We start from the raw sequence: 26,399 nt of genomic DNA, 5'->3' as shown, positions 1-26,399 counted from the left end.
GCGCGAGTGGGGGGCAGGGGCGTGAGCGGGCGGACGCGGCTGGCGTTGTGCGCGGCGGTGGCCACGTTGATGGCGGCGTGCGCGCTGCTGCCGCTGGTCTCCTCCGTGGCGTGGATGGTGCAGGCCGCGCTGCTGCTGGCGGTGCAGTCGGCGGTGGGCGCGGCGGCCCGGCGGGTGCCGTTGGCCCGGCCGCTCACCGTGGCGGCGCAGGCGCTGGTCACGCTGCTGCTGCTGACCCTGGTCTTCGCCCGGGCCCAGGCCGTGGCCGGGCTGATCCCCGGGCCGGACGCCTTCCGGCACCTGGCCGCGCTGCTCCAGCAGGGCGGGGACGACGTGAGCCGGTACGCGATCCCGGCACCGCTGAGCGACGGTATCCGGCTGATGCTGGTCGGTGGTGTGCTGCTGATCGGGCTGATCGTGGACGCCGTCGCGGTGACCCTGCGCAGCGCGGCCCCCGCCGGCCTGCCGCTGCTCGCGCTGTACTCCGTGGCAGCGGGGCTGTCCAACGGCGGGACGGACTGGCTGTGGTTCCTGGTCGCGGCCGCCGGCTATCTGATGCTGCTGCTGGCCGAGGGCCGGGACCGGCTCTCGCAGTGGGGCCGGGTGTTCAGCGGGGCGTCCCGCGCGGCGGGCGGCGATCCGGGCGGTGCGACGGCACCGGTGCGCACGGGGCGCCGTATCGGCGCGGTCGCGCTGGGCGTCGCCCTGGTGGTGCCGCTCGCCCTGCCGGGCATGCGCGGCGGGCTGCTGGGCCCCGCGGGCACCGGCGTCGGCACGGGCGTCGGGGGCGGCGGCACGATCTCGGCGGTGAACCCGCTGGTGTCGCTGCGGGACAGCCTGAACGTGGACGAGGACCGCATGGTCCTGAGCCTGCGCACGACCTCCGAGGACTCCTCCGGCCTGTATCTGCGGATCGTGTCCCTGGACGACTTCGACGGCACCACCTGGAAGCCGTCCCAGCGGCACATCGTCGGCGTGCCCGACCCCTTCCCCACCCCCTCCGGGCTCGGCGGCGACGTCCGCCGGTCGGAGATCACCACGTCCGTCTCCACGGCGGACTGGTACGCCCAGGACTGGCTGCCGATGCCGTATCCGCCCAGCGGTGTGCGGGTCAAGGGAAGCTGGCGCTACGAACCCGTGGGCATGACCCTGGTCGGTGACCACGGACAGAACACGCGCGGGCTGTCGTACCAGGTCAGAAGCCTGGACGTGCAGCCGACGGCCGCGCAGCTGGCCGCGGCGCCGGAGCCGCCCGAGACCCTGAGGCGCGAATACACCAAGGTGCCCGGGACACTGCCGGGGATCGTGGCCCGCACCGCGCGGGCGGTCACCGACGGGGCGGCCAACCACTACGAGCAGGCGGTCAAGCTCCAGCAGTGGTTCGCCGTGGACGGCGGCTTCCAGTACGACACCCAGGTGGACGTGGGCAGCGGCCGCGACGCGATCGCGCGGTTCCTGAGCTCCAAGCGGGGCTTCTGCGTGCACTTCTCCTTCGCGATGGCCGCGATGGCCCGCACGCTCGGCATTCCCGCCCGGGTCGCGGTCGGCTTCGCGCCCGGCTCGGTGCAGGGCGACGGCACGATCGCGGTGGGGCTGAAGGACGCGCATGCCTGGCCCGAGCTGTACTTCGAGGGCGTCGGCTGGACCCGTTTCGAGCCGACTCCGACCCGCGGCACGATGCCCTCCTACACTCAGCCGGACACCCCGGGCACGACCCTGCCGAACCCGGCGGAGCCGTCCCAGCAGGCGAGCACGGCACCGTCGGCCGCCCCCTCGGCGAGCGCGGGCTGCCCGCCGCAGCTGAAGCGGCTGGGAGAGTGCCCGAGCCCGTCGGCGCAGGCCGCGCTGCCCGTCGACCGCGGCGGCCCCGGGTGGGGCGCGGTCGCGGCCTGGGCGCTGGCCGGACTGCTCCTCGTCGTGCTGCCGCTGTCGCCGATGCTCTGGCGCAGACGGGCGCGGTCCGTCCGGCTCGGCGCGCACGGGCGGGGCGAGGCGGACGCGGCGCCGCACACCCTGGCCGTCTGGCAGGAACTCACCGACACCGCCTGGGACTTCGGGATCCTGCCGGACGAGTCGCAGACGCCGCGCAGGACGGCCGCGCGGATCGTCCGTCTCGGGCGCCTCGACCCGGTGACGGCCGAGTCCGTGCACCGGCTGGCCGCTGCCGTGGAACAGGCCCTCTACGCGCCGCGTCCGCGTCCGGTCCCGGGTCTCGCCGAGGACGTCCGCCGCGTCACCGCGGGCCTGCGCGCCACGGCCTCCCGCGGCACCAGGCTCCGTGCCGTCCTCGCTCCCCGCTCGGCCGCCCGCCTGGCCTGGACCCTCTCGGCCCGCTGGGCCGCGGTGAAGTCCCGCGCCGCCGCCCTGCGCCCGACCCCACGCAGGCGGCCGTCGGGCCAGCAGAGCTGACCGCGCGGGGGCTGAGCGCGTCCGGGGGCACCGGCCGGTGCCCCCGGGCGGATGTGTGGAAGAGCCGTGGGAGGGACCTGGGCGGAACACGACAGACCGCGGCGGAACACGACGGACGGCGGTAGGACACGACGGACCACGGCGGGACACGGGTGAGGGGCCGGCCACCCTCGGTGGCCGGCCCCTCACCGGCACGGCTGGAGTTCTGCCTGCGGGGTCAGTGCCCCTGCTGCTCGTCGCGGCGGCGCTGCCAGCGCTCCTCGATACGGTCCATCATGGAGCGCTTCGGACGGGCCTGAGCGCGGCCGTGCGGGCCGCCGACGGGCCGCTCGCCCGGCTTGGGTGCCTTGCGCCAGCCGGTCACGGCCAGCAGGGCGCAGCCCAGCATCACCAGGAAGCCCACCACGCTCACCCAGTAGTACGGGACGATCACGCCTGCCATGAGGAGCGCGATACCCACGAGGAAGCCCGCGACCGCCTGGTAGACCCGCCGCCGGGTGTACGTACGCAGCCCGCTTCCCTCGAGCGCCGACGCGAACTTGGGATCTTCGGCGTACAGCGCTCGCTCCATCTGCTCGAGCATGCGCTGCTCGTGCTCCGAGAGCGGCACGGAGTCCTCCTCATCGTGCAGTCGCCGGGGCGACCCGGGGGGTCCCTTCAGGATAGGCAGGGAATCGCCCCCGTGAAACCCGCCCCTCTGCGCCAATTGGCCAACCGCACCCGCCACGACGGACCCGGCTCGCTGAGGCTTCCATTCCCCGGCGGCCGACCCGTCATGCCGGGCGGTCTCCCTCGATCATACGGCGCACAGGCCAGGATCGGGGGGCCTGTGGCGGACTCCATGCCCGCCCGGACCGCGCCCCGGTCCCCGCCCCGAACCACGGCGGTGACCACCGCGAAAGCCGGTTCGGGACGCCCGGAGGCCGCTCAGGACCCGGTGGCGCCCCGGGTCTCGCCGAGGACGTGGAGCTGTGTGGCCACGGAGTGGAAGGCGGGGAGCTCGGCCGCCGCCGCCTCCAGCTTCAGCAGCGCGTCCAGCGCCGCGGGCTCGGTGTCCACGAGCACGCCGGGCACCAGGTCGGCGAAGACCCGCACGCCGTGCACCGCGCCGATGCGCAGGCCCGCGCCCTCGACGAGGGCGGTGAGCTGCTCGGCGGTGAAGCGGCGCGGCATCGGGTCGCCCTGCCCCCAGCGCCCGTCGGGGTCCGCGAGGGCCCGCCGGGCGTCCGTGAAGTGGCCGGCCAGGGCGCGGGCGAGCACGGCACCGCCGAGACCGGACGCGAGCAGGCTGAGCACCCCCTCCTCGCGCAGGGCGGCGACCGCGTTGCGCACGCCCTCGGCGGGGTCGTCGACGTATTCCAGGACCCCGTGGCAGAGCACGGCGTCGTACCCGCCGCGCTCGACCACGTCGAAGAGGCCGTGGGCGTCGCCCTGCACGCCCCGCACCCGGTCGGCCACGTCCGCCTCGGCGGCGCGGCGCTCCAGCGCGAACAGCGCGTTGGGGCTGGGGTCGACGACGGTGACCCGGTGGCCGAGGCGGGCGACGGGCACGGCGAAGTTGCCGCTGCCGCCGCCGGTGTCGAGGACGTCCAGCGACTCCCGGCCCGTGGCCTTGACCAGCCGGTCGAGGGCCTCCCGCAGGACCTCCCAGACCACGGCGGTACGCAGCGAGGCGCGGGTCCGGGAGGGGTCGGAGCGCAGCGACGCCGATTGGGGGTGGTGGTGGGAGACGGGAGGGCGCATCGGGTCCGACACGGCAGTTGACTCCTCGAGGCGGCACCGCCTCTTGCACGGCGGGGCGATCGGGCTGCCCCCTCCGCCCGGGGCACGGGAGGCGGGAGGCTTCAGGCGTCTTCCACCCTATTGCCTCCGACGCCCTGTACGCCCATTGCCTCCGGCGCCCTGTCCGCCCGCCGCGTGCGCCCTGCCGGCTCCGGTGACCCCGCGGCCCGCGGACGGCTCAGCCCGCGTCCGGCATGTCCTGCCGGGGGTCGTGCGCGGGGCGGGCCGTGCCGGGCTCGGCGGCGTCCTGGCGCGGCTGGGGCAGCACCGGCTGGAGGACCAGCATCCGCTCGACGATGCGGATGAACATCGCCACGTCCCGTATCAGGTCGTCGGCGTCGCGCCGGCCGGCCGCGCCATGGACCCCGGCCTCGGCCAGGGCGCGGCGGCGCGCGCCCGCGGCGAACAGCGCGCTCCACTCGGTGAGTTCGGGTGCGATCTCGGGGAGCACTTCCCAGGCGCTGCGGATGCGCGCCCGGCGCCGGGGTGTGGGCTCGGGGCGCGCCCGGGCGGCGAGCACGGCGGCGGCGGTGCGCAGGGCGGCCAGGTGCGCGGTCGCGTAGCGCTCGTTGGGTGTTTCCAGGACGGCGGCCTCTTCCAGCCCCGCGCGGGCCTTGGCGAGCAGATCGAGAGCGGCGGGCGGGGCCGTCGCCCGGCGGAGCACGGGGTGCACGTCGCTCGCCGGGCCGGTCAGTGAGGGGGCAGGGCCGGCGGCGCGGCGCCGGCGGGCGGCGGCTGCGGACGGGTTGGCCATGACGAACCTCCTGTCGTCTGGGTGACGGCACGGGTGCCGTATGTGCCCATCGTGAGGTATGCCACTGACAATCCGTTCTGACCTGGGCTTTTGCTTCGATCGCACATTCGGTATAGCTTTTTGCACTGACCAGTCAGTTCAAAAACTCGGGGAGGGGGAGCCGTGGACGACACGGCGCACGGCCTGGGGGTCAGGGCCCGCGGCTTCGGACTGCGCGGGCCCCGCGGCTGGGCGTTCCGCGACGTGGACCTCGACGCGGAGCCCGGCTCGCTGATCGCGGTGGAGGGCCCGTCGGGCTCCGGCCGTACCTGCCTGCTGCTCGCGCTCACGGGGCGGATGAGGCCCACGGACGGGGTGGCCGAGGTGGGCGGCTTCAGGCCGCCCCGGCACATGTCCGCCCTGCGCCGGGTCAGCGCGCTCGCCAACGTCTCCGGTGTCACCGACCTGGAACCCGCCCTGACGGTCGGGGAGCACCTGCGTGAACGGGCGCTGCTGCGGGGCGCGTTCGGCTCCGCTCCGCGCGCGCTGCTGCGCTCGCCCGGCCGGCGGCAGGCCGAGGGGAAGCGGCTGATCGACACCGCGCTGGACGCCGCCCGTCTCGACGTGGGGACACTGCCCAAGGGCGCCCGCACCGCCGTACGCGACCTGGAGCGCGCTCAGACGCTGCGCCTGTCCGTCGCACTCGCGCTGATGTCCGGACCGCGACTGCTCGCCGTCGACGACACCGACTACAAGCTCCGGCCGTCCGAACAGTCCGAGACCTGGGCGCTGTTGGGGTCCCTCGCCGAGTCCGGGACGACCGTACTCGCGGTCTGCGCGGCGGCACCGGAGGGGACACGGACCGTCTCCACCGGGACGTCCCGGAAGAAGAAGGAGGCGGCCGATGCGCCCGCCGAGACTGGCCGCTCTTGAGCTGAGGCGGTTCGGCCGCGGCAGGCTGCCGCGCGCCGCGCTGGTCGCGCTCCTGGTGCTGCCGCTGCTGTACGGCGCCCTGTACCTGTGGTCCTTCTGGGACCCGTACGGCCACCTGGACCGCGTCCCCGTGGCCCTCGTCGACGACGATCAGGGGGCCACCGCCGGCGGCCGGAGGATCACGGCCGGCGACGACCTGGCCGAGGGGCTGCTGAGGAGCGAGGTCTTCGACTGGCACCGGGTGAGCGCCGACGAGGCCCGCCGGGGCGTGGAGGACGGCACCTACTACCTGTCGCTGACCGTGCCCGCCGACTTCAGCAGGCGCATCGCCTCCAGCGCGGGCGACTCCCCAGAGACCGGCGCCCTCCAGGTCCGTACGAACGACGCCAACAACTACATCGTCGGGCAGATCTCCAGGACGGTGTTCAACGAGGTGCGCGCGGCCGCCTCCACCAAGGCCTCGCGCACCTTCCTGGACCGGATCTTCGTCTCCTTCTCCGGCATCCACGGCGAGACGGTGAAGGCCGCGAAGGGCGCCGACAAGCTCAGCGGCGGCATCGGCAAGGCGGAGAAGGGCTCCAAGGACCTCGCCGACGGGCTGGCCGACGCCAAGAAGGGCAGCGGCAAGCTGTCCAAGGGCCTGAAGAAGCTCGACACCGGGGCGGACGACCTGGAGGACGGCTCCCGGCAGGTGGCCGACGGCACGCGGACCCTGGCCGACCGGGTCAACACCGTGCACGGCACGGTGGGCCCCTTCCTGAAGGACAACGAGAAGACGATCGGCGACTCCGCCCGGCTGGTCGCCGACTCGGCCAAGGCGATCCGCCACAACCTCGACACGCTGGTGAAGAGCGCTCCGGGCGCCGCGAAGGGAGCCCACGCGGCCTCCACCGTCCTGGACGACGTCTACGCGCGGCGCTGCGCGCGGGCCGCCGTCCTGCCCGACCCCGCCTGCCCCGACCTGAAGAAGGCCAAGGAGGCCGCGGCCGACGTGGCGGGCATCGCCGACGACGTCAACACACTGATCGCGGACAACGACGGCGACCTGAAGAAGCTCGACACGAACCTCGCCGGCCTCCAGAAGCAGGCCCAGGCCCTCGCCGACCGCGCACCCCACCTCTCCGAGGACGTCGACGACGCCGTGAAGAGGATCAACAAGCTGAACGAGGGCGCCGGCAAGGTCGCCGCGGGCGCGAAGAAGCTGCACACCGGGCTCGGCACGGCCAAGTCCGGAGCGGCGGGCCTCGACAAGGGCGTCGGCACGCTGAAGACGGGCGCCGAGGATCTCAACGGGGGCATCTACAAGCTGGTCGACGGCTCCGGCAAGCTCGCCGGCGGGCTGCACGACGGAGCGGAACGGATCCCGGACTACGACAAGAAGGACCGCGACCGGCGCACCGGCGTCATGGCCGACCCGGTGCGGCTGGCCGCGCAGGACCTGCACCACGCGCCCAACTACGGCACCGGCTTCGCCCCCTACTTCATCCCGTTGTCCCTGTGGGTGGGCGCCATGGTGGCGTACATGCTCATCCCGCCGATGAACCGGCGCGCGCTCGCGGTGGGCGCCTCCTCGTGGCGGATCGCGCTGGCGGGCTGGCTGCCGGTGGCCGCGGTCGGGCTGCTCCAGACGGCGGCCCTGATGGCGGTGCTGCACTGGGCGATCGGCCTGGAGTCGGCCCGCGCGGGCGGCACGATCGCCTTCCTGTTCCTGGTGGCGGCGTGCTTCGCGGCGATCGTGCAGTGGCTGAACGCGCGGTTCGGTCCCGCGGGCCGGATCCTCGTCCTCGCCCTGCTGATGCTCCAGCTGACGTCCGCCGGCGGCACCTATCCCGTGCAGACCAGTCCGGGTTTCTTCAACGCGCTCCACCCGTTCCTGCCGATGAGTTACGTCGTCGACGCCCTCAGAAGGCTGATCACGGGCGGCGGTCTCGCCCCGGTCTGGACGGCCTGCGCGGTGCTGGCGGGCTTCACCGCCGCCGCGCTCGCGCTGACCGCCGTGGCGGCCCGGCGCCGGCAGGTGTGGACCCTGGACCGGCTGCACCCGGAGCTGACCCTGTGAGCCCGTCACCGCCCGCGCCACCGGCGCCACCCCCCGCGCCGCCGCCACCCGCATCACCGGTACCGCCGACGCCGCCGCCACCCGCCCCGGCGGCCGTACCGGCCGAGGAGCCGGACGCCGTTCCTGTGAGAATCAGGGCCATGGAAAGCAGCAGCACCACGCCGGGCGGCCGGACCCGCCGCGAGGTCACCCGGCAGAAGCTCTACGAGGCCGCCGTCACGCTCATCGCCGAGCAGGGCTTCTCCGCCACCACCGTGGACGAGATCGCCGAGCGGGCCGGGGTCGCCAAGGGCACGGTCTACTACAACTTCGCCAGCAAGTCGGACCTCTTCGAGGAGCTGCTGCGGCACGGTGTGGGCCTCCTCGCCGCCTCCCTGCGGGAGGCGGCCGAGCGGACGGACCGGGAGGGCGGCAGCCGGGTCGACGCCCTGGACGCGATGATCCGGGCCGGACTGGTCTTCATCGACCGCTACCCGGCCTTCACCCAGCTGTACGTGGCCGAGCTGTGGCGCACCAACCGCGCCTGGCAGTCCACGCTGATGGTGGTCCGGCAGCAGGCGGTCGCGGTCGTCGAGGGCGTACTGCGCGAGGGCGTGGCGGGCGGCGAGTTCAGCGAGGAGATCGATGTGCCGCTGACCGCGTCCGCGCTGGTGGGCATGGTGCTGGTGGCCGCCCTCGACTGGAAGTCGTTCCAGCCGGAGCGCTCCCTGGACGACGTCCACGCGGCGCTGTCGCGGCTCCTCCAGGGCCGGGTGAGCGGCACCCGCTGAGGCCGCTCGCGGGGGCGCGCGCGGCCGAGGACGTCCCGAGGACAGGGCAGGGCAGGGCAGAGCAGGACAGGGCAGGGCAAGGGCAAGGGCAGGGCAAGGGCATGGCTCATGGCGGGGCTCGCACGGGAAAGCGCCGGTCCGCCGTGGCCACGTCCCCCGGGCCACCGCGCACCGGCGCTTTCTCCGCTCCCCCGTATCCCCTCGCCCCGCCTCTCCGCTTCCCCGTTTCCCCGTTTCCCCGGTCCCCCGCCCCCTGGTGGCCCCCGTGTGGTCGTTCCCCGGGTTCCCCCGTGGCTCGCTCCCGCCGACGCGGGCCGGCGGAAGGAGCGGTCCAGGGCGGCGCCGTTCCGCCGCCCCGTGTCGGCGGTGCCGGCGCCGTGCCCCGTCCCGTGCCTCCACTCTCTCGTTCACGCAGGTGGGACCCCATCCGCGCGCGTACTCATCTCCTCGCCTGAGTACCTGTACTCAGCCCTGCGCGCCCGCACCCGGGGGCGGCACGCCACCGACCGGAAAGGCGCTGGTCATCGCCCCGGAGCGGGCGTTGTCGGCGGTGGTCGATAAAGTCGCGGGCATGGCACGGATTGCGGTGATCGGCGCCGGGATGGGCGCGATGGCGGCCGCCGCCCGGCTGGCCGTCGCGGGCCACCGGGTGACGGTGTACGAGCGTACGGAGACGTACGGCGGGGCGGTGCGCCGCCTCGAGCGGGACGGTTTCGCCTTCGACACCGGGCCCGGGCTGCTCCCGCTGCCCGCGGTCTACCGCGATCTGTTCGTCAAGACCGGCAAGGAACCGCTGGAGGACCGCGTCGGACTCGTCCAGGTCGACCCGGCGGCGCGGCACCTGTTCGCGGACGGCACCGAGGTGTCGCTGCCCAACGCCTCCCGCGCGGGCGTCGTCACGGCCCTGGACGCGGCACTCGGGCCGGGCGCCGGGCAGCGCTGGGGCGACTTCCTGGTGCGGGCGCGCGAGGCCTGGGACCGCACCCGCCGGCCGCTCCTGGAGGAGCCGCTGTGGCCCAACTGGTCCGTGCTGGCCGAGCGCGAGCCCTATCCGGCGGTTCCGCACAAGCGTCTGCTGCGCACCCGGCGGGCCGGCACGCTCGCCGAGGTCGGCGCCTGGGAGCTGCGCGATCCGCGTCTCGCCGCGCTCCTGGAGAGCCATGCGCTCGCCCACGGCCTCGATCCGCGCACCGCTCCGGCGAGCGCGGCCGTGCTGCCGTACATGGAGCACGCCTTCGGCATCTGGTACGTCCGCGGCGGCCTGCGCGAACTGGCGCGCGCGGTGTACGAGCGGTGTGTGGCCCGCAGGGTCGAGTTCGTCTTCGGCACCGAGGTGGCGCGGATCGTCGAGAAGGACGGCCGGGCGACGGGGGTGGAGTTCGCCGAAGGCGGCGCCGCTCAGGCGGAGTTCGTGGTCGCCGGTGTGGCGCCGGAGACGCTGAGCGGCTTCGTGGGGGACGCGACCCTGCGCGGCGAGGGCCAGGTGCCCGCCCGGCATGGCCTGCCTAGCCGCCTGACCGTGCTGCTGGCGCTGCGCGGCGGGCGCCCGGAGGGGACGGCCCATCGCACCGTGGTGCACACCGAGGACCGCGAGCCGGAGCTGGACGCCCTGTTCGGTACGGCCCCGGGCATGCCCGCGCGGCCCACGGTCACGGTGCTGCGCCCCGGCGATCCGGCCCTGGTCCCGGACGGGGAGCACGAGGCGATCACCCTCACGGCCACGGTTCCCGCGCTGCTGCCCGGGGTGGGCGAACAGGCCGGCGGGGAGGCCCTGGAGGCGCAGGCCGATCGTATGATCACCGTCGCGGAACGGGCCGTGCCGGGGCTTCGCGACCGCGTCCTGTGGCGCGAGACCCGCACCCCGGCCGACATCGCCGGGGCAACGGGCGCGGCGGGCGGGGCCGTTCCCGCGCCGTCGCTGGCCGCGGCGGGGGGCCGGCTGCTGCATCCGGCGAACTCGACGGGAATCGACGGCCTGTTCACCGTGGGCGGCTGGTCGCACCCGGGGGGCGGGCTGCCGCACGCCGGGATGTCGGGTGCGCTGGTGGCCGGACTCGTCGTGGAGGGGCCGGAGTTCCGCGGCTCGCAGTGAGCCGGGGCGCGGACGTGCCCGCATCCCGGGACCGATTCGGACCGGTTCGGACCGGTTCAGAAACGGTACTGCTCGTCGAAACCGGCGCCCTGCTGCGCCTGTCCGTAGCCCTGGCCGCCCTGGCCGTCGCCCTGGTACGGGTAGGACTGCTCGGGCGGGAGTTCGCCGCCGTAGGAGTCGTCGGTGCGCTGCTGCGGGACCCATACCCCGCCGGCCGGGGTCTCGCCGCCGTAGCCGCCCGTGGCGTACGGGTCCTGGACGCCGTAGCCCTGCTGCCCGTAACCCTGCTGGCCACCGTATGTGGTGTCGTAGGAGGCGCCGCCGTAGGTCTGGGTGCCGGCGTACGGATCCGAGTAGGCGGCGTAGCCCTGCTGGCCGGAGCCGTCGTAGCCGTAGGCCTGCTGCCCGTAGCCGGAGTAGTCGTACCCGTAGCCCTGGTCGGTGGCCTGGGCCGCGGTGGCGTACTGGTCCTGGGGCAGGCCGGCCGGCTGCGGGGAGTCGCCGTAGACGCCGTAGGAACCGGTGTCGTCGGGCAGGGGCTGCGGCTGGTACACGGCGGTGGTCTCGGCGGCCGTGGGGTCGGCGGCGCGGGCGGGGGCGAAGACGTCGTCCTGGTCGTAGTCGTCGGACCCGTACGCCAGTCCGTCACGGCCGGCCGGGCTGCCCATGCCGTCCGCACCGTCCGTGGCTTCCTGACCGTGGGGGCCGTCGTCACCGATGTGGCCGCCGTCGGGGGCTTCGAGGCCGGAGTCCTCCAGAGCCGGGTCCTGACGCTCGGCCTTGCCGCGGCGGCGCTTGGGCGCTTCGCCACTCGGGTGCCTGACCGCCCAGCCGGCGGCGAAGCCGCGGCGGAAGGACAGCGTGACGTACGTCTGCCCGACCGCGAACGCGGCCGCGCCCAGGCCGATCACCACCACGGACGGCATCAGCACACCGAGCACGACACACAGGAAGCCGGCGAAGGCGAGCAACCGCCAGCGCAGGCGCGCCTTGTACTGCAGCAGCACCTCACCGAGCAGCCACAGCGCGACGATGCCGAACGCGATGTAGAGGACCGTCCAGCCCATGTACGCCCCTCTCCCAGTGGCCGCTTCGCAGTCTGTCGTACGCGGATACGGCCGGTCTAGGCCTGCGGCGGGTGGTGCAGGCCCAGGTTCTCGTAGATTTCCAGCGTCGCCGTGGAGTTGTTGAGCGTGATGAAGTGCAGTCCGGGCACCCCTTCGGCCAGCAGCCGCGCGCAGAACTCCGTGGCGAACTCGATGCCCATGGAGCGTACCGCCGTCGGATCGTCTTGTGCTGTGAGGATCCGCTCTTTCAGGGCGGCCGGGAAGGCGGCGTTGGTGAGGGACGGGATCCGCGCCAGGGTCTTCGCACTGGCGATCGGCATGACCTCGGGGATGATCGGGGTGTCGCAGCCGGCGGCCGCGACCCGGTCGCGCAGCCGCAGATAGTCCTCGGGCTGGAAGAACATCTGCGTGATGGCGTAGTCGGCGCCCGCGCGGCACTTGTCGACGAAGTGGCGTACGTCGGTCTCCCAGTCGTCGGAGCGCGGGTGCATCGCGGGGAAGGCCGCGACGCCGACGCAGAAGTCACCGGAGGTCTTGATCAGTTCGACGAGTTCGGCGGCGTAGGTCAGGCCCCGGGGGTGCGGCACCCAGTCGCCCATCGGGTCACCGGGCGGGTCGCCGCGCAGCGCCAGCATGTTGCGGATCCCGGCGTCGGCGTACTGCCCGATGATGTTGCGCAGGTCGGCCACCGAGTGGTCGACGGCGGTGAGGTGGGCGATCGGGGTGAGCGTGGTGTCGGAGGCGATGGCCTCGGTCGCCTTGACCGTGCCCGCGCGCGTCGAGCCGCCCGCGCCGTAGGTCACGGAGACGAAGTCGGGCGCCACGGCCTCGACCCGGCGCAGCGCGTTCCACAGGTTCCGCTCGCCCTTCGGGGTCTTGGGGGCGTAGAACTCGAACGAATACGTCGTCTTGCCCGTCGCGAGCATGTCGCGCACGGTGCGGGCGTGGTCCGACCTGGTGGATGCGGTGCCGAGGGCCATACTCGCAGGTTAGCCAGGGGGCGGCGGTCCCCCAACCGAACGCCGGGAATTTGCCGGAATTGCCGGATTCTTGTCCACCCATCGGACAACCACCGGACAAGAGGGCGGGAACCACTCCTCCCGCCGTCCGTCCGCGGCGACCCCCTCTGGCTAGAGGGTGTCCGGCGGATCCTGCCGCAGCCGCTTGGCGAACTCCGCCGCCGCCGCGCCGGGGTCCTCGGCCTCGGTGATCGCCCGGACCACGACGACGCGGCGGGCGCCGGCGTCGAGGACCTCGTCCAGATTGCCGAGATCGATGCCGCCGATGGCGAACCAGGGGCGGTCGGTGCCGAGGGACGCCGTGTACCGGACCAGGCCGAGGCCGGGCGCGTGGCGTCCGGGCTTGGTGGGGGTGGGCCAGCAGGGGCCCGTGCAGAAGTAGTCCACGCCGTCCTGGACGGCGGCCGCGGCGGCCTCGGACTCGGCGTGCGTGGAGCGGCCGATCAGGACACCGTCGCCGAGTATCGCGCGGGCCGCGGGCACCGGCAGATCGCCCTGGCCGAGGTGCAGCACGTCCGCGCGGGCGGCGTGGGCGACGTCGGCGCGGTCGTTGACGGCGAGCAGCTTGCCGTGGCGGGCGCAGGCGTCGGCGAACACCTGGAGGTGCTCCAGCTCCTCGCCCGCCTCCATGCCCTTGTCGCGCAGCTGCACGATGTCGACCCCGCCGGCCAGCACCGCGTCGAGGAACTCGGGCAGGTCGCCCTGGCGGGTGCGGGCGTCCGTGCACAGGTACAGGCGCGCGCCGGCGAGCCGGTCACGGGCGGTGGCTGCGACTGCGGCGGTGTCGGTGGCGGGCACGGGCATGGGTGGATCCCCCCGGTTGGGTGCGGTGCTGCGTTGTCGGCGCGGTGTGTCGAGGGCGTACGGGCCGCGGCGGGGCGGCTGTGGCGAAGCGGCCGTGGCCGCCCGGCCGTGGCCCGTACGCCGGATCGGGTTGTTCAGGCGGTACCGGTCAGACGGCGAGCGCCTGGGCGCGGCGCTTCACCTCCGTGCCGCGATTCTCGCTCAGGGCCTGCGCGGGGGTGCCGGGCAGGCTCGGGTCGGGGGTGAAGAGCCACTCGATCATCTCTTCGACCGTGAAACCGTCGTCCCGCAGGAGCGTCAGGGTCCCGGACAGGCCCTTGACGACCTTGTCCCCGTCGATGAAGGCGGCGGGGACGTGCAGTGCGCGGTTCTCACCACGGCGTACGGCGATGAGCTGGCCCTCCTTCACCAGCTGCCGCACCCTCGTCACCTCGACGCCGAACATCTCGGCGATCTCGGGCAGGGTGAGCCAGTCGGGGACGAGAGCATCGATCTTCGCGTCAATCTCGGTCACGGATCCAAGCCTGCCATCCGCCACTGACAGTCGGAAGTCAGGCCCGTCCACCTGGGAGAACCCGCGGGAGAACATCGCACGTACGGCGCCCTGCGACGCCCCCGCGAAACCCCGCGACACGCCCCGTGGCGCGCCCCGCGGCGCTACGCCGTGGCCGCCTTCAGCGGCCTGGCCGGGTCCGCCAGCAGCTCCGGGTCCATCGGCGTGCCGGCCTCGATCAGCCGTCTGCCCTGTGCCAGGTCCCGCGGCCGGCCGACCGCCAGCAGGGCGACCAGCCGGTCCCCGCGCAGCCAGCAGACCGTCCACGCCGGGCCGGACGGCTCGCCGCGCCAGACGGTGGCGTCGGCGGACGTGTGGTGACCGGCGTACTGCACGAAACGGCCGAACTGCTCGGACCAGAAGTACGGCACCGGGTCGTAGACGGCGGGCGTCAGGCCGATGATGTTGGCGGCGACCGTGCGCGGACCCTGGAGCGCGTTGTCCCAGTGGTGGACGAGCAGCCGCTCGCCGTACCGCCCGGAGGGGAAGGAGGCGCAGTCCCCGACCGCGTACACGTCCGCCACGGACGTGCGCAGACGGTCGTCGGCGAGCACCTCCCCCTGCTCCCCCAGCGCGATGCCGGAACCGGCGAGCCAGGCGGTCGCGGGGCGTGCGCCGATGCCGACCACGACGGCGCCCGCGGGCAGCCGTGAGCCGTCGTCGAGCACCACCGCACCGGGCTCGACGTGCTCCACGCGCGCGTGCGTGCGCAGCTCGGCCCCGCTGTCGGCGTACCAGGTGGTCATCGGCGCGGCCACCTCGGCGGGCAGGGCCCCGGCGAGCGGCCGGTCCGCCGCCTCCACGACGGTCACCGCGCAGCCCGCCTCGCGGGCGGCGGTGGCGAACTCGGCGCCGATCCAGCCCGCGCCGACGACCACGATGTCGTGCTGCTCGGCGAGCACGGGCCGCAGCCGTTCGGCGTCGTCGAGGGTGCGCAGCAGATGGACGCCGGGGACGCCCTCGGCGCCGGGCAGCCGGACCGGTTCGGCGCCGGTGGCCACGACGAGGACGTCGTAGGGCACCGGCCCCTCGGAGGTGTCGAGCACATGGGCCTCGGGGCGGACGGCGAGCGCCTCGCAGCCGAGCCGCAGTTCGAGGGCGAGCGACTCGAAGTCGACGTCGAAGGCCGAGCCCTCGGCCTTGCCGAGCAGCACCGCCTTGGACAGCGGCGGCCGGTCGTAGGGCTGGTGGGGTTCGGCGCCGATCAGCGTGACGGTGCCGGTGAAGCCCTGCTCGCGCAGGGCGACCGCGGTCTGCACACCGGCCATGCCCGCACCGACGACGACCACCCGCCGCGGCTGTGACATGCCCTGTTCCTGCGTCTGCTCGCTCACCTGATCACCATAGTCACCGACGGTTCGGTCGGTCAGGGGGCATGCGAGAGGCTCCCTTACGAGTGCTCCGCCCCAGGGGCTAGGGTGGCCTCCGACAAGCACTCGCGGGAGCCCGGACGCACCGGGCTGAGAGGGAGGCTGGCGGCCTCCGACCGTACGAACCTGATCCGGGTCATGCCGGCGAAGGGAGGGGCTGGACGCCCATGTCGTTGCCACGTACGTCAGACGTCCTCGTCATCGGGGGCGGGATCATCGGACTCGTGACGGCCTGGCGGGCCGCGCAGCGCGGGTTCACCACGGCCGTGGTGGACCCCGAACCGGGCGGTGGGGCCGCGCAGGTCGCGGCCGGAATGCTGGCCGCCGTCACGGAACTGCACTACGGCGAGCAGACGCTGCTCGGGCTGAACCTCGCCTCGGCCCGCCGCTACCCGGACTTCGCGGCCGAGCTGACCGAGCTGACCGGCCACGACCTCGGCTACCGCCGCTGCGGCACGCTCGCCGTGGCGCTGGACGCCGACGACCGCGCCCACCTGCGGGAACTGCACGACCTCCAGCGCGCCTCGGGCCTGGAGTCGGAGTGGCTGTCCGGGCGGGACTGCCGGCGCCTGGAGCCGATGCTCGCGCCGGGCGTGCGCGGCGGGCTGCGGGTCGACGGCGACCACCAGATCGACCCGCGACGGCTCGCCGCCGCCCTGGTGGCCGCGTGCGAGCGGGCCGGGGTGGTCGTCCACCGCGCGTGGGCCGAGCGGCTCACCGTGCGCGGGGACCGGGCCGCCGGCTGTGTGCTGCGCGACGGCACGGAGCTCGGCGCGGGACAGGTGGTGCTCGCCGCGGGCAGCCGCAGCGGGCAGCTGGCCGGGGTGCCGGACGAGGTGCTGCCACCGGTGCGGCCGGTCAAGGGGCAGGTCCTGCGGCTGACCGTGCCGAAGCGGTACGCGCCGTTCCTGAGCCGCACGGTGCGGGCCGTGGTGCGCGGCAGCCACGTCTACCTGGTGCCGCGGGTGAGCGGCGAGCTGGTCGTCGGCGCCACCAGCGAGGAGCTGGGCTGGGACACGACGGTGACGGCCGGCGGGGTGTACGAACTGCTGCGCGACGCCCACGAACTGGTCCCCGGGATCACCGAGCTGCCGCTGACCGAGACCCGGGCCGGGCTTCGCCCCGGCTCACCCGACAACGCGCCGCTGCTCGGCCCGACCGAGCTGGACGGGCTGCTGCTGGCCACCGGCCACTACCGCAACGGCGTGCTGCTCACCCCGGTCACCGGTGACGCCATGGCGCACGCCCTGGCCACCGGCGAACTCCCGGACGAGGCCCGTCCCTTCACCCCGCGGCGCTTCGCCGCCGCCCTCACGGAGCAGCCCGCATGAACATCTCCGTCAACGGCGAGCCCCACCGGTTCTCGCCCGGCACCGCTCTGGACACCGTCGTGCGGAGCCTGACCGCGGCGCCCTCCGGGGTGGCCGCCGCCCTCAACGAGACCGTCGTCCCGCGCGCGCAGTGGCCGTCCACGACCCTGAGCGAGGGCGACCGCGTCGAAGTGCTGACCGCGGTGCAGGGAGGCTGACCCATGGCCGACGATCCCCTTGTCCTCGGTGCCACGTCCTTCGCGTCCCGGCTGATCATGGGCACGGGCGGTGCGCCCAGCCTGGACGTGCTGGAGCGGGCCCTGGTGGCGTCCGGCACGGAACTGACCACGGTCGCCATGCGCCGGGTGAACCCCTCGGTGCACGGCTCCGTGCTGTCGGTGCTGGAGAAGCTGGGCATCCGGGTGCTGCCCAACACGGCGGGCTGCTTCACGGCGGGCGAGGCGGTGCTCACGGCCCGTCTCGCGCGCGAGGCGCTGGGCACCGACCTGATCAAGCTGGAGGTCATCGCCGACGAGCGGACGCTGCTGCCGGACCCGATCGAACTGCTGGACGCGGCGGAGACGCTGGTCGACGACGGCTTCACGGTGCTGCCGTACACCAACGACGACCCGGTGCTGGCGCGAAAGCTGGAGGACGTGGGCTGTGCGGCGATCATGCCGCTGGGCTCGCCGATCGGGTCCGGTCTTGGCATCCGCAACCCGCACAACTTCCAGCTGATCGTCGAGCACGCGCGCGTGCCGGTGATCCTGGACGCGGGCGCCGGCACGGCCTCGGACGTGGCGCTGGCCATGGAGCTGGGGTGTGCGGGGGTGATGCTCGCCTCCGCGGTGACGCGGGCGCAGGAGCCGGCGGTGATGGCCGAGGCGATGCGGCACGCGGTGGCGGCGGGGCGGATGGCGCGGCTGGCGGGGCGGATCCCCAAGCGGCACTTCGCCGAGGCGTCCTCTCCTGCGGAGGGCTTGGCCGTGCTGGATCCGGAGCGGCCGGCTTTCTAGGTGCTCGTGGGGTTGCGGTGCGTCGTTCGCTTGCCGCTCGGGTGGGTGCCGCCCTGCGCTCACCCGTGCCGCCCTGCGGCACGACTGCCCGCAGGCTGGCGTGCGGCAGGACTGCCCGCAGGCTCCGTGGCGCACGACTGCCCGCAGACGGCGGCGGCACCGTCACAGGTCGGCTTCAGTCGCGCTGCCGAACCCGGCTGGGAGGGGTGGGTGTCCGTCGTGGCTCGTACACTCGCCTGCGTGGATACGACCCTTCAGGACCCATTGGTCGGGCAGGTGCTCGACGGCCGTTATCGCGTCGACGCGCGGATCGCCGTCGGCGGGATGGCCACGGTCTACCGGGGCCTGGACACCCGCCTGGACCGCGTCCTCGCCCTGAAGGTGATGCACCCCTCGCTCGCGGCCGACGGCTCCTTCGTGGAACGGTTCATACGGGAGGCCAAGTCGGCGGCCCGCCTGGACCACCCCAACGTCGTGCAGGTCTTCGACCAGGGCACCGACGGGTCGTACGTCTACCTCGCCATGGAGTACATCTCCGGCTGCACCCTGCGCGACGTGCTGCGCGAGCGCGGGGCGCTCCAGCCGCGCGCCGCTCTGGACATCCTGGAGCCGGTGCTCGCCGCGCTCGGCGCCGCGCACCGCGCCGGGTTCGTGCACCGCGACATGAAGCCGGAGAACGTCCTGATAGGGGACGACGGCCGGGTCAAGGTCGCCGACTTCGGTCTGGTGCGGGCCGTGAACACGGTGACGAACACCACCGGCACGGTCCTCGGGACCGTCTCCTACCTCGCCCCCGAGCAGATCGAACAGGGCACCGCCGACCCCCGGGTCGACGTCTACGCGTGCGGGGTCGTGCTCTACGAGATGCTGACCGGTGGCAAGCCCCATCAGGGGGAGAGCCCCGCCCAGGTGCTCTACCAGCACCTCCACGAGGACGTGCCCGCGCCGTCGGCCGCCGTGCCGGGGCTCGCGTACGAGCTGGACGAGCTCGTGGCGACGGCCACCGCCCGCAACCCGGAGGTACGGCCGCACGACGCGGTGGCGCTGCTCGCGCGGGTCCGCGAGGCCCGCTCGGCGCTCGGCGCGGAGCAGCTGGACGCGGTGCCGCCGCAGGCGCTCACCGATGGCCACGACAACGCCGAGGACCGTACGAGCGTCATACCCCGGGCGCTGACGGTGCCGCGCCCCCTGCCCGTGAACGAGGACGACGAGACCTCCGCGGACCATGCGGCGCTCCATCGCACCAGCCGCCTGGAGACTCCCCCCGCGCCGCGGCGTCCGGCCCGCCGGCCCCGGCGCGTCCTGCTGACCGTGGTCGCCGCCGTCCTGCTGGTCCTCGGGGTCGGCGGTGGCGTGTGGTACATCAACTCCGGCCAGTTCACCAAGGTCCCGCCGCTGCTGGCAAAGACGGAGGCGCAGGCGCGGCAGCGGCTCGACGAGGCCGGTCTCGGGGTCAAGGACGTCAAGCACGCCTACAGCGACACGGTCGCGCGGGGCACGGTCATCAGCACGGACCCGGAGGCGGGCGCCCGGATCCGCAGCCACGACTCGGTGACGCTCACCGTCTCCGACGGCCCGGAGACGGTCGAGGTGCCCGTCCTGAAGGGGCGCCCGCTGGGTGAGGCGCAGGGCCTGCTGAAGAAGGCCGGGCTGGAGCCGGGCATGGTGAGCCGGGCGTTCAGCGAGGGCATCCCCAAGGGCTCGGTAATCAGCACGGACCCCGAGGCGGGCACGGAGCGGCACGCCGGCTCGGCGATCGCGCTCGTCGTCAGCAAGGGCCGCCCGGTGGACGTGCCGGACGTCACCGGCGAGGACCTGGACGAGGCGAGGTCCGACCTTCAGGAGGCGGGTCTGAAGGTGACGGTCGCGCCGCAGCGGATCAACTCCGAGTACGACCAGGGGCAGGTCGCCGCGCAGACCCCGGCGGGCGGCGGCAAGGCCGCCGAGGGTGACACGGTCACGCTGACGCTGTCCAAGGGCCCGGAGATGGTCGAGGTGCCGGACGTGACGGGCGACAGCGTCGACGACGCGAAGAAGACGCTTCAGGACGCCGGCTTCAAGGTCGACGAGGACCGCGGGATCCTCGGGCTGTTCGGCGACACCGTCAAGAAGCAGTCGGTGGACGGCGGCGAGCGGGCGCCGAAGGGCTCGACGATAACGATCACCATCAGGTGACGGCCGTCATCGCCGGCGGTGGGGAGACCGGGATCACGGCGGCCCCTGGCCGCCGCCCGCCGGTCACGTGACACCCTGAACGGGTGAGCAGTGAGCACTCCCCCTCTCCCCGCGCCCTTGAGGCCCTGCCGGGCCGCTCCCGCAATCCCGTGGGCAGCCATGTCCCCGTCGCGGGCGGTCTGCACTCCGTGGGCCTGTCCTACGCCCGTGCGCTGGGCGCCGAGACCGTGCAGGTCTTCGTCGCCAATCCGCGTGGCTGGGCCACGCCCGCGGGCAGTGCGCGGCAGGACGAGGAGTTCCGCGCGGCCTGCGCGGCGGAGTCGATACCGGCGTACGTCCACGCGCCGTACCTGATCAACTTCGGCTCGCACACCGAGGCGACCGTCGAGCGGTCGGTGGCGTCGCTGCGGCACTCGCTGCGGCGCGGCCGGGAGATCGGCGCGCTGGGCGTCGTCGTGCACACGGGGAGCGCGACCGGCGGCCGGGACCGGGCCGTGGCGCTGGAGCAGGTGCGCGCGCACCTGCTGCCGCTGCTGGACGAACTCACCCACGACGACGACCCGTACCTGCTGCTGGAGTCGACCGCGGGCCAGGGCGCCTCGCTCTGCTCCCGGACCTGGGACTTCGGGCCGTACTTCGAGGCGCTGGAGAACCATCCGAGGCTGGGCGTGTGCCTGGACACCTGCCACGTCTTCGCCGCCGGGCACGACCTGACCGGCCCGAGCGGCATGCACCAGACCCTGGACCTGCTGGTGGACACGGTCGGCGCCGGCCGGCTGAAGCTGATCCACGCCAACGACTCCAAGGACGTGGTGGGCGCCCACAAGGACCGGCACGAGAACATCGGCGCCGGCCACATCGGCGAGGACCCCTTCCGCGCCCTGCTGACCCACCCCGCCACCGAGGGCGTCCCCCTGATCATCGAGACCCCCGGCGGCAAGGAGGGGCACGCGGCGGACGTGGAACGGCTGAAGAAGCTCAGGGACGGCTGAGCGGCAGGTCGAGCGGCAGCCGGGCGGAGGACCTCACAGCTCGGGCCCGTCGCCCGGTTCCTCCTGGTAGGAGTAGCGCTGTTCCTTCCAGGGGTCGCCGAGGTTGTGGTAGCCGCGTTCCTCCCAGAAGCCGCGGCGGTCGGCGGTCATGTACTCCACGCCGCGCACCCACTTGGGGCCCTTCCAGGCGTACAGGTGGGGGACGATCAGCCGGAGTGGGAAGCCGTGCTCGGCGGTGAGGAGCTCGCCGTCCTTGTGGGTGGCGAAGAGGGCGCGCTCGGAGCTGAAGTCGGCGAGGCGGAGGTTGGAGCTGAAGCCGTACTCGGCCCACACCATCACATGGGTGACGTTCGGCGCGGGCGGTGCGAGGTCCAGGATCGTCCGGGCCGGGATGCCGCCCCATTCGGCGCCGAGCATGCTGTACTTCGTGACGCAGTGCAGGTCGGCCACCACGGTGGTGTACGGCAGGGCCGTGAACTCCTCGTGGGTCCAGCAGTGCTTCTCCCCGTCGGCGGTGGCGCCGAAGACCCGGAACTCCCAGCGCTCCGGCCGGAACTTGGGCACGGGCCCGTAGTGCGTGACCGGCCAGCCGCGCTGCAACCGCTGCCCCGGCGGGAGCTCCGGCTGTGCCGCTCCCCCGTACGCCGCTTCGGACGCTCCTTTCGCACTCGCTCCAGACGCGTCCCCAGATGCGCGTTCCACCGGCTGACCCATGACTCCATCCTGACAGACCGGACGGGGTGCACATGACCAGCCCGGGGATGATTCGGGCAGCTCGCACTAAGTGTGCACTTACTGGACGGCTCTGTATGCCGGTGCAATCATGCGGCGCTATCGGCCCAGACTCGTCCGGAAGGAGCCCGCAGCATGCAAGGCGACCCCGAGGTCCTCGAACTGCTCAACGAGCAGCTGACCGCCGAGCTCACCGCCATCAACCAGTACTTCCTGCATTCGAAGCTGCAGGACCACAAGGGGTGGTCGACGCTCGCCAAGTACACCCGGGACGAGTCCTTCGACGAGATGCGGCACGCCGAGATCCTCACCGACCGCATCCTGCTGCTGGACGGCCTGCCCAATTACCAGCGGCTCTTCCATGTGCAGGTCGGGCAGACGGTGACGGAGATGTTCCGGGCCGACCGGCAGATCGAGGTCGAGGCCATCGACCGGCTGCGCCGGGGCGTCGACGTGATGCGCGACAAGGGCGACATCACGTCCGCGAACATCTTCGAGGCGATCCTCGCCGACGAGGAGCACCACATCGACTACCTGGACACCCAGCTGGAGCTGGTGGACAAGCTGGGCGAGGCCCTCTACCTGTCCACGGTGATCGAGCAGAGCCAGCCCGACCCCTCGGGCCCGGGCACACACGGCTTCTCGACGCACTAGGACGCCGAGCGGCTCCAGGCTGCGCCGAGCGGCTCTAGGCGGCGTCGCCGAGTTCCGTCGCCGGGGTCGGCCGGGGCAGGCGGGGGAACGGCGAGGCTCCGCGGTCGGCCAGTTCCCGGCGCGGGCAGGCGCCCCGGCCGAGCAGTGCCTGGATGCGCCGGACGCAGCCACCGCAGTCCGTGCCCGCCTTGCAGGCGGAGGCGATCTGGCGGGGCGTGCATGCGCCGTTCTCCGCGTGCTGCTGGACCTGCTGCTCGGTGACGCCGAAGCAACTGCACACGTACACGCGCGGCTCACCTCCCGCCGGGATCGATCAGTAGTGCCATCCCGACTTGCTCGGTGAGGCAAACCTAACCTTACCCGCAGCTCCGGACCGGCAAAAGAGGATGGGGCGCGGACCGTCTGTGATCCGCGCCCCACTCATCGGCCGTCAGCGGGCGACCGCCTCACTGGTCGCGGTACATCTCCGCGACGAGGAAGGCGAGGTCCAGCGACTGGCTGCGGTTGAGCCGCGGGTCGCAGGCCGTCTCGTAGCGCTGGTGCAGGTCGTCGACGAAGATCTCGTCGCCGCCGCCCACGCACTCGGTGACGTCGTCACCGGTCAGCTCCACATGGATGCCGCCCGGGTGGGTGCCCAGCGCCTTGTGCACCTCGAAGAAGCCCTTGACCTCGTCGAGCACGTCGTCGAAGCGGCGGGTCTTGTGCCCGGAGGCGGCCTCGAAGGTGTTGCCGTGCATCGGATCGGTCACCCAGGCCACGGTCGCGCCGGAGGCGGTGACCTTCTCCACCAGCTCGGGCAGCCGGTCGCGCACCTTGTCCGCGCCCATCCGCACGATGAACGTCAGCCGGCCCGGCTCACGGTCCGGGTCGAGGCGCTCGATGTACTGCAACGCCTCCTCGGCCGTCGTGCTCGGGCCGAGCTTGACGCCGATCGGGTTGCGGATCTTCGAGGCGAACTCGATGTGCGCGTGGTCCAGCTGCCGGGTGCGCTCACCGATCCACACCATGTGCCCGGAGACGTCGTACAGCTGCCCGGTGCGCGAGTCGACCCGGGTCAGCGCCGACTCGTAGTCCAGCAGCAGCGCCTCGTGCGAGGCGTAGAACTCGACGGTCTTGAACTCCTCCGGGTCGGTGCCGCAGGCCCGCATGAAGTTCAGCGCGTTGTCGATCTCCCGGGCGAGCTGCTCGTAGCGCTGGCCGGACGGGGAGGACTTCACGAAGTCCTGGTTCCAGGCGTGCACCTGGCGCAGGTCGGCGTAGCCGCCGGTGGTGAAGGCGCGCACCAGGTTCAGCGTGGAGGCGGAGGCGTGGTACATCCGCTTCAGCCGCTCGGGGTCCGGGACGCGGGCCTCCTCGGTGAACTCGAAGCCGTTGACGGAGTCGCCGCGGTAGGTCGGCAGCGTCACGCCGTCGCGGGTCTCGGTCGGCTTGGAGCGCGGCTTGGAGTACTGGCCGGCGATCCGGCCGACCTTCACCACCGGCACCGAGGCGGCGTACGTGAGCACGGCGCCCATCTGGAGCAGCGTCTTGAGCTTGTTGCGGATGTGGTCGGCGGACACCGCGTCGAAGGCCTCCGCGCAGTCGCCGCCCTGGAGCAGGAACGCCTCGCCCCTGGCGACGGCTCCCATCCGGGCGCGCAGCTGGTCGCACTCGCCCGCGAAGACGAGCGGCGGATACGACTCGAGGTCCGCGATCACTGCGCGCAGAGCCTCGGGGTCGGGGTACTCGGGCTGCTGCGCCGCGGGCAGGTTTCGCCAGGTGTTGCCAGCGCTCGCGCTGGTCTTAGCGTTCACGGTCACCTTCTCAACACTACGGGGTCGCTCCGCGGGGCCATTCATCCGCTCATCAAGTGAGACGGATGGCGCACGGGCGTGGACGGTGTGCGGTAGGGTGCCGGGCATGTTCGCGCACTCGACCCAGAACCAGAACTGGTGGTGGACCGCTTCTCCGGCGGCCCGCTGACTGCGCGTATCCCACACTTCGCGAAGGCCGCCCGAGGGGCGGCCTTCGGTGTGTGCGGCACCCGGGTCGTTCCTCACCGACAGACACCGACGGAAGAGGACCCCATGGACCTGGCACAGCTGCTGCACGATCCCCGCCCGTTCGCCCTGCTCCGGCGCCGTGCCCCAGGGCACGACCACGATCTGGTCGAGCTGCTGCTCGGCCCGGTGAGCACCCGGGAGACCCTGGCCGAGCTGCCCGAGGAGGGCCTGGCGCTGGTCCCGTTCCGGCAGATCCGCGAGCGCGGCTTCGACGTCCGCGACGACGGCACCCCGCTGACGGTGCTGGCGCCCGAGGAGTCGTACGCGATCCCGATCGCCGAGGCGCTGGCGCAGCTGCCCGCGCACGAGGTCCGGGTCGAGGGCGACGGCTTCGACGTGGGCGACGAGGAGTACGCGGAGATCGTCGGGCGGGTGCTGCGCGACGAGATCGGCGCGGGCGAGGGCGCCAACTTCGTGATCCGGCGGACGTACGAGGGCCGGATCCCCGGCTTCGGCAGGTCCGACGCGCTGGCGCTGTTCCGGCGGCTGCTGGAGGGCGAGCGGGGGGCGTACTGGACGTTCGTGGTGCACACCGGCGACCGGACGCTGGTCGGGGCGAGCCCCGAGGTGCATGTGCGGATGTCCGGCGGGACCGTCGTCATGAACCCGATCAGCGGGACGTACCGCTACCCGGCCGAGGGCCCGACCCCGGAGCACCTGCTCGGCTTCCTCGCCGACGGCAAGGAGATCGAGGAGCTGTCGATGGTCGTCGACGAGGAGCTCAAGATGATGTGCACCGTCGGCGACATGGGCGGTGTCGTGGTGGGGCCGCGGCTGAAGGAGATGGCGCACCTCGCGCACACCGAGTACGAGCTGCGCGGGCGGTCCTCGCTGGATGCGCGGGAGGTGCTGCGGGAGACGATGTTCGCGGCGACGGTCACCGGCTCGCCGGTGCAGAACGCCTGCCGGGTCATCGAACGTCACGAGGTCGGCGGGCGGGGTTACTACGCGGGTGCGCTGGCCCTGCTCGGCCGGGACTCCGGCGGCGCCCAGACCCTGGACTCCCCCATCCTGATCCGCACCGCCGACATCGACGCGGGCGGACGGCTGCGCGTCCCGGTCGGCGCGACGCTGGTGCGCGGCTCGGACCCGGCGAGCGAGGTCGCCGAGACGCACGCGAAGGCGGCGGGCGTGCTGGCGGCGCTGGGCGTACGTCCCGGCCGGCCGCGCGCGGAGCGGGCGCTGCCCCGCCTCGCCGACGACCCGCGGGTGCGGGCGGCGCTGGACGGGCGCCGGGCCTCGCTGGCGCCGTTCTGGCTGCGGATGCAGGAGCGGTCCGACTCCCTCGAGGGGCACGCCCTGGTGGTCGACGGCGAGGACACCTTCACGGCGATGCTGGCGCACGTGCTGCGCTCGGCCGGCCTGGAGGTGACCGTACGGCGCTTCGACGAGCCGGGACTGCGGGAGACCGTCCTCGCGCACGAGGGACCGGTCGTGCTCGGCCCCGGTCCGGGCGACCCCTCGGACCTCGCCGACCCGAAGATGCGGTTCCTGCGGGAACTGGCCGCCCAGGTGATCCGGCAGCACCGGCACGGCGTGCTCGGGGTGTGCCTGGGGCACGAGCTGATCGCGGCGGAGCTCGGCCTCGAGATCGTACGGAAGGAAGTGCCGTACCAGGGCGCGCAGACGGAGGTCGACCTGTTCGGGCGGGCGGAGACCGTCGGCTTCTACAACAGCTTCGTGGCCCGCTGCGACGAGGAGGCGGCACGGGAGCTGGCCGCGCACGGGGTGGAGGTGAGCCGGGCGGAGAACGGTGAGGTGCACGCCGTACGTGGACCGGGCTTCGCCGGTGTCCAGTTCCACCCGGAGTCGGTGCTGAGCCTGAACGGGGCCGCGGTCGTGCGGGAGCTGATCGGTCAGCTGCGCCGCACGACCGTGTAGCCGTCC

General features: G+C 73.4%; 24 protein-coding genes and 1 riboswitch. Of the genes, 13 read left to right on the top strand and 11 right to left on the bottom strand.

Annotated features, from left to right (window positions below; translation table 11 throughout):
* The first annotated feature begins 21 nt into the window (after nucleotides 1-21).
* Nucleotides 22-2,409 (top strand): DUF3488 and transglutaminase-like domain-containing protein, encoded by a 2,388-nt coding sequence (locus ABZ484_RS04940; protein ID WP_358864481.1) that lies wholly within the window; start codon nucleotides 22-24, stop codon nucleotides 2,407-2,409.
* Nucleotides 2,410-2,626: 217 nt separating this feature from the next.
* Here ABZ484_RS04940 and ABZ484_RS04935 read toward each other — a convergent pair whose 3' ends face one another.
* The 3 genes from ABZ484_RS04935 to ABZ484_RS04925 form a co-directional block, all read right to left on the bottom strand.
* On the bottom strand, nucleotides 2,627-3,019 hold the full coding sequence (locus ABZ484_RS04935; protein WP_358864480.1) for a DUF3040 domain-containing protein: 393 nt from the start codon (nucleotides 3,017-3,019) through the stop codon (nucleotides 2,627-2,629).
* Between the two features lie 317 nt (nucleotides 3,020-3,336).
* Nucleotides 3,337-4,164, bottom strand: coding sequence for a methyltransferase (locus ABZ484_RS04930; RefSeq protein WP_358864479.1), 828 nt, complete (start codon nucleotides 4,162-4,164; stop codon nucleotides 3,337-3,339).
* A gap of 205 nt (nucleotides 4,165-4,369) precedes the next feature.
* Nucleotides 4,370-4,945 carry an SAV_6107 family HEPN domain-containing protein gene (locus tag ABZ484_RS04925; RefSeq protein WP_358864478.1) on the bottom strand — a complete coding sequence of 192 codons (576 nt, stop codon included), beginning with the start codon at nucleotides 4,943-4,945 and terminating at the stop codon, nucleotides 4,370-4,372.
* Between the two features lie 162 nt (nucleotides 4,946-5,107).
* Between ABZ484_RS04925 and ABZ484_RS04920 the strand changes: the two genes are divergently transcribed.
* The 4 genes from ABZ484_RS04920 to ABZ484_RS04905 all read left to right on the top strand — a co-directional run bounded on the left by ABZ484_RS04920 (nucleotide 5,108) and on the right by ABZ484_RS04905 (nucleotide 10,778).
* Nucleotides 5,108-5,857, top strand: a complete 750-nt coding sequence (locus ABZ484_RS04920; RefSeq protein ID WP_358864477.1) for an ATP-binding cassette domain-containing protein — start codon at nucleotides 5,108-5,110, stop codon at nucleotides 5,855-5,857.
* Nucleotides 5,829-7,916, top strand: a complete 2,088-nt coding sequence (locus ABZ484_RS04915; RefSeq protein ID WP_358864476.1) for a YhgE/Pip domain-containing protein — start codon at nucleotides 5,829-5,831, stop codon at nucleotides 7,914-7,916. Before ABZ484_RS04920 ends, ABZ484_RS04915 begins: the two co-directional genes overlap by 29 nt.
* A 140-nt stretch (nucleotides 7,917-8,056) precedes the next feature.
* Entirely contained in the window at nucleotides 8,057-8,686 is a 630-nt protein-coding gene (locus ABZ484_RS04910; protein ID WP_358864475.1) for a TetR/AcrR family transcriptional regulator, read from the top strand.
* 571 nt (nucleotides 8,687-9,257) lie between these two features.
* On the top strand, nucleotides 9,258-10,778 hold the full coding sequence (locus ABZ484_RS04905; RefSeq protein ID WP_358864474.1) for an NAD(P)/FAD-dependent oxidoreductase: 1,521 nt from the start codon (nucleotides 9,258-9,260) through the stop codon (nucleotides 10,776-10,778).
* Between the two features lie 56 nt (nucleotides 10,779-10,834).
* On the opposite strand, the gene ABZ484_RS04900 is transcribed toward ABZ484_RS04905, so the two are convergent.
* From ABZ484_RS04900 to ABZ484_RS04880, 5 genes are all read right to left on the bottom strand, one after another.
* A complete protein-coding gene (locus ABZ484_RS04900) occupies nucleotides 10,835-11,845 on the bottom strand; it encodes a hypothetical protein (RefSeq protein ID WP_358864473.1) in 1,011 nt (336 codons plus the stop codon).
* Nucleotides 11,846-11,901: 56 nt separating this feature from the next.
* Nucleotides 11,902-12,825 carry a methylenetetrahydrofolate reductase [NAD(P)H] gene (gene metF / locus ABZ484_RS04895; protein WP_358864472.1) on the bottom strand — a complete coding sequence of 308 codons (924 nt, stop codon included), beginning with the start codon at nucleotides 12,823-12,825 and terminating at the stop codon, nucleotides 11,902-11,904.
* Nucleotides 12,826-12,975: 150 nt separating this feature from the next.
* The gene (thiE, locus tag ABZ484_RS04890; protein ID WP_358864471.1) at nucleotides 12,976-13,668 is read right to left on the bottom strand and encodes a thiamine phosphate synthase; all 693 of its coding nucleotides are present in this window, start codon (nucleotides 13,666-13,668) and stop codon (nucleotides 12,976-12,978) included.
* A gap of 148 nt (nucleotides 13,669-13,816) precedes the next feature.
* Nucleotides 13,817-14,182 carry an Rv2175c family DNA-binding protein gene (locus tag ABZ484_RS04885; protein ID WP_358864470.1) on the bottom strand — a complete coding sequence of 122 codons (366 nt, stop codon included), beginning with the start codon at nucleotides 14,180-14,182 and terminating at the stop codon, nucleotides 13,817-13,819.
* Between the two features lie 143 nt (nucleotides 14,183-14,325).
* A complete protein-coding gene (locus tag ABZ484_RS04880; protein ID WP_358864469.1) occupies nucleotides 14,326-15,555 on the bottom strand; it encodes an FAD-dependent oxidoreductase in 1,230 nt (409 codons plus the stop codon).
* Between the two features lie 94 nt (nucleotides 15,556-15,649).
* Nucleotides 15,650-15,761, top strand: a riboswitch (TPP riboswitch).
* Here ABZ484_RS04880 and thiO point away from each other — a divergent pair.
* The 5 genes from thiO to ABZ484_RS04855 all read left to right on the top strand — a co-directional run bounded on the left by thiO (nucleotide 15,759) and on the right by ABZ484_RS04855 (nucleotide 21,084).
* A complete protein-coding gene (gene thiO, locus ABZ484_RS04875; RefSeq protein WP_358864468.1) occupies nucleotides 15,759-16,922 on the top strand; it encodes a glycine oxidase ThiO in 1,164 nt (387 codons plus the stop codon). (Overlaps the previous riboswitch by 3 nt.)
* Nucleotides 16,919-17,119: a sulfur carrier protein ThiS gene (gene thiS / locus ABZ484_RS04870; protein ID WP_358864467.1), complete on the top strand. Its 201-nt coding sequence runs from the start codon at nucleotides 16,919-16,921 to the stop codon at nucleotides 17,117-17,119. The genes thiO and thiS overlap by 4 nt, the downstream gene beginning before the upstream one ends.
* Nucleotides 17,120-17,122: 3 nt before the next feature.
* On the top strand, nucleotides 17,123-17,917 hold the full coding sequence (locus tag ABZ484_RS04865) for a thiazole synthase (protein ID WP_358864466.1): 795 nt from the start codon (nucleotides 17,123-17,125) through the stop codon (nucleotides 17,915-17,917).
* A gap of 240 nt (nucleotides 17,918-18,157) precedes the next feature.
* Nucleotides 18,158-20,092 carry a Stk1 family PASTA domain-containing Ser/Thr kinase gene (gene pknB / locus ABZ484_RS04860; protein WP_358864465.1) on the top strand — a complete coding sequence of 645 codons (1,935 nt, stop codon included), beginning with the start codon at nucleotides 18,158-18,160 and terminating at the stop codon, nucleotides 20,090-20,092.
* A gap of 83 nt (nucleotides 20,093-20,175) precedes the next feature.
* A complete protein-coding gene (locus ABZ484_RS04855) occupies nucleotides 20,176-21,084 on the top strand; it encodes a deoxyribonuclease IV (RefSeq protein WP_358864464.1) in 909 nt (302 codons plus the stop codon).
* Between the two features lie 33 nt (nucleotides 21,085-21,117).
* Here the strand turns inward: ABZ484_RS04855 and ABZ484_RS04850 are convergent, their stop codons facing one another.
* A complete protein-coding gene (locus ABZ484_RS04850; RefSeq protein WP_358864463.1) occupies nucleotides 21,118-21,798 on the bottom strand; it encodes a sulfite oxidase-like oxidoreductase in 681 nt (226 codons plus the stop codon).
* 153 nt (nucleotides 21,799-21,951) lie between these two features.
* On the opposite strand from ABZ484_RS04850, the gene bfr reads away from it, so the two are divergent.
* Nucleotides 21,952-22,470: a bacterioferritin gene (gene bfr / locus ABZ484_RS04845; protein ID WP_358864462.1), complete on the top strand. Its 519-nt coding sequence runs from the start codon at nucleotides 21,952-21,954 to the stop codon at nucleotides 22,468-22,470.
* Between the two features lie 34 nt (nucleotides 22,471-22,504).
* On the opposite strand, the gene ABZ484_RS04840 is transcribed toward bfr, so the two are convergent.
* Both ABZ484_RS04840 and ABZ484_RS04835 read right to left on the bottom strand, forming a co-directional pair.
* Nucleotides 22,505-22,756: a (2Fe-2S)-binding protein gene (locus ABZ484_RS04840; RefSeq protein WP_358864461.1), complete on the bottom strand. Its 252-nt coding sequence runs from the start codon at nucleotides 22,754-22,756 to the stop codon at nucleotides 22,505-22,507.
* 160 nt (nucleotides 22,757-22,916) lie between these two features.
* Nucleotides 22,917-24,269, bottom strand: coding sequence for a class II 3-deoxy-7-phosphoheptulonate synthase (locus ABZ484_RS04835; protein WP_358864460.1), 1,353 nt, complete (start codon nucleotides 24,267-24,269; stop codon nucleotides 22,917-22,919).
* Nucleotides 24,270-24,369: 100 nt separating this feature from the next.
* Between ABZ484_RS04835 and ABZ484_RS04830 the strand changes: the two genes are divergently transcribed.
* Both ABZ484_RS04830 and ABZ484_RS04825 read left to right on the top strand, forming a co-directional pair.
* Complete coding sequence (locus tag ABZ484_RS04830; RefSeq protein WP_358864531.1) at nucleotides 24,370-24,432, top strand: trp operon leader peptide; 63 nt, start codon at nucleotides 24,370-24,372, stop codon at nucleotides 24,430-24,432.
* A 104-nt stretch (nucleotides 24,433-24,536) separates the two neighbouring features.
* Nucleotides 24,537-26,393: an anthranilate synthase family protein gene (locus tag ABZ484_RS04825; RefSeq protein WP_358864459.1), complete on the top strand. Its 1,857-nt coding sequence runs from the start codon at nucleotides 24,537-24,539 to the stop codon at nucleotides 26,391-26,393.
* Nucleotides 26,394-26,399: the final 6 nt, after the last annotated feature.

It is taken from the genome of Streptomyces sp. NPDC006393 (genome assembly GCF_040628575.1).
In the GTDB taxonomy this organism is placed as follows: Bacteria; Actinomycetota; Actinomycetes; order Streptomycetales; family Streptomycetaceae; genus Streptomyces.
The sequence above is the reverse complement of the archived record's forward strand: the minus strand, read 5'-3'. Positions and strand labels throughout refer to the sequence as shown.